Here is a 2,032-nt window from a genome sequence, read left to right on the forward strand (position 1 = left end):
ACTGAGCCCGGCCTGTAAAACTTCAGAATGAGCGTTGCTGTTAAGCGCCGAGCGCGCCGCGCACGCCCTCAAACAGATCCACGCCGTTCCGGCGCAGGATGCGTTCCCAGAAATCGACGTAGAACAACTCCTTGCCGTCGAGGGTCAGCTCGAAGTGGGTGACCTCGGTCAAGGCATGATTGCAGCCCTGGAAGTCGGCCGGATCGCTCTCATCCGGCTCCCATTGAGAGATCGCCCCCTCGATGACGGCGCGGCCCCGTACGGGTAAGCCTGTTTTCTTGTTCTTGTAGGCACCGGCAAACACCCAGCGGTCCACCTCGCCAAGCCCGCCGAAGATTTCCGTATCAAGGCCTTTGACCATGAATTTCGGCTCAAGCGCCTCGATGCGCGGCAGATTGAAATCCGTCGCCATGACACCTCCGCCGGGGTTGTGACCTGCCGTCGCGAACTTGATCGGCGGGATGGTCAGTTTCGAGATGGAGGTTGCCCGCGAGGTGCCTTCCTTTTCCGCCCGGCGAACGTCCACGGCGGTCAGCATGTAAATCTTCTGCATGATCATATCCTGATTGTCTTGGTCGGTTGATTACCGAAGTGGGTGCCAGGTCAGCTGTCGTTGGCCAGGCGCGCGATGATCTCGTTGACCATGCCTTCAACGGCCGGTCTCCAGCGGCGGATTTCGTGCTGAGCCAGTTTGAAGACCGGCGCCGGCTCTATACCTATGGTCAGTTTCAGCGTTCCCAGGCGGATGCTTTCCGGGCTGTTCTGGCTCTTCTCGAACATTTCGCTCTTGGACGAATAGCCGAGGATGTTGCCTTCGTTGACGTGATCACGCAGGGCAAAGGCAAACGAGTTGATCCAGGCCTCGACAGTGTCGGCCGCAATCCGGCGGCCGAGGAACTGGTTCGTGATCTCGATGAACTGCGTGATGATGTAATCTGTGCCACGCACCTGGTGGATCTGTTCCCACAGCTCGCCGGTCTGCGCATTGTCAGTGCCGATGAACTTGTAACCGCCATCTGCCACTGCCCCGTCGACACCTGTCTCGCCTTCCGCGACGATGGCGACATTCGCCGCCAGCAGCTGCTGGCCCTCCGTCGAACCGTCGAGCGTCGAAAACGGGATCTTGCGCGAAATGCCGGCCAGACCGAACAGGGAGCGGTTCGCGAAGGGATGGAACGGCTTGCCGGCGCCCACCTGGTTGTCGATCCGGATCATCAGACCGGCAACGCGCGGTGCCATCGGGGCAGTAACCGTCTGGACCCCGTCCCAGATCCGGGCGGCCACGCCAATCGGCATCACCCGTTCCGACGACATGGTTTCGCGGGCGTCAATCGCGTTCGACGTGGACGTGTCGTCAACGTCCACCGGCGCGACGGCCAGGATCTTGCCGAGATTGGCTTCCAGCGCCGCAATCACCGGATTGGTCGTGTTAAGATCCGGACGCCAGGCAGTCCGGCCGGCAACCACAATGCGCGGCGTCTTGTTCACTTTGGACGGGATGCTGGCAATGTCGTTGACCACGGCGGCGATCGATGCGGCTGTGGTCGCCGTATCGACGCCTTCGGCCACCCGGACAACAGTCACGTCTGCGCCCGAATTAAGGTCATTCAACTGGTCGTGGATGCCGTTCACCGCATCGGCAAGCAGGCCGGTACCAAGGGCATTGACCTTGGCTGCGTCACTCGTTGAAAAGCGAACCGGCTCGCCTTCCGGAAATTCGACCGCGGACGCGTCTTCCGAGGTTTCGATGATCAGGACATGCGAGAAATCCGCACCAAGTGCGGGGACGACTTCATCATCCGGGCGCGTGAAACTCATTCCGAAGGTAGGGGTAGTCATGTCTTTCTCCTTGCCTGGCTGCGGGCACAAAAAAACCGCCTCGAGGGCGGTGTGTGAGCTGTTTGAGGGCCATTGTCCTGGTGGACACAGACCGAAATGGTGAAGCCGCGTCAGGCTACGCGGCGGGAGGTGTCAACGTCAGCTTCGAGCCCTCCTCTGCTTCTTGGGAGCCACAACGAGATTGACTCTTTCG

General features: G+C 60.5%; 2 protein-coding genes. Both read right to left on the reverse strand.

Going from position 1 to position 2,032, the window contains the following annotated elements; translation table 11 throughout:
• Positions 1-40 precede the first annotated feature (40 nt).
• On the reverse strand, positions 41-553 hold the full coding sequence (locus tag OA90_RS27740) for a phage major tail tube protein (protein WP_082837327.1): 513 nt from the start codon (positions 551-553) through the stop codon (positions 41-43).
• Positions 554-603: 50 nt separating this feature from the next.
• A complete protein-coding gene (locus tag OA90_RS27745) occupies positions 604-1,839 on the reverse strand; it encodes a phage tail protein (protein WP_068420261.1) in 1,236 nt (411 codons plus the stop codon).
• Positions 1,840-2,032: the final 193 nt, after the last annotated feature.

Source organism: Labrenzia sp. OB1 (assembly GCF_001624695.1).
Classification (GTDB): Bacteria; Pseudomonadota; Alphaproteobacteria; order Rhizobiales; family Stappiaceae; genus Roseibium.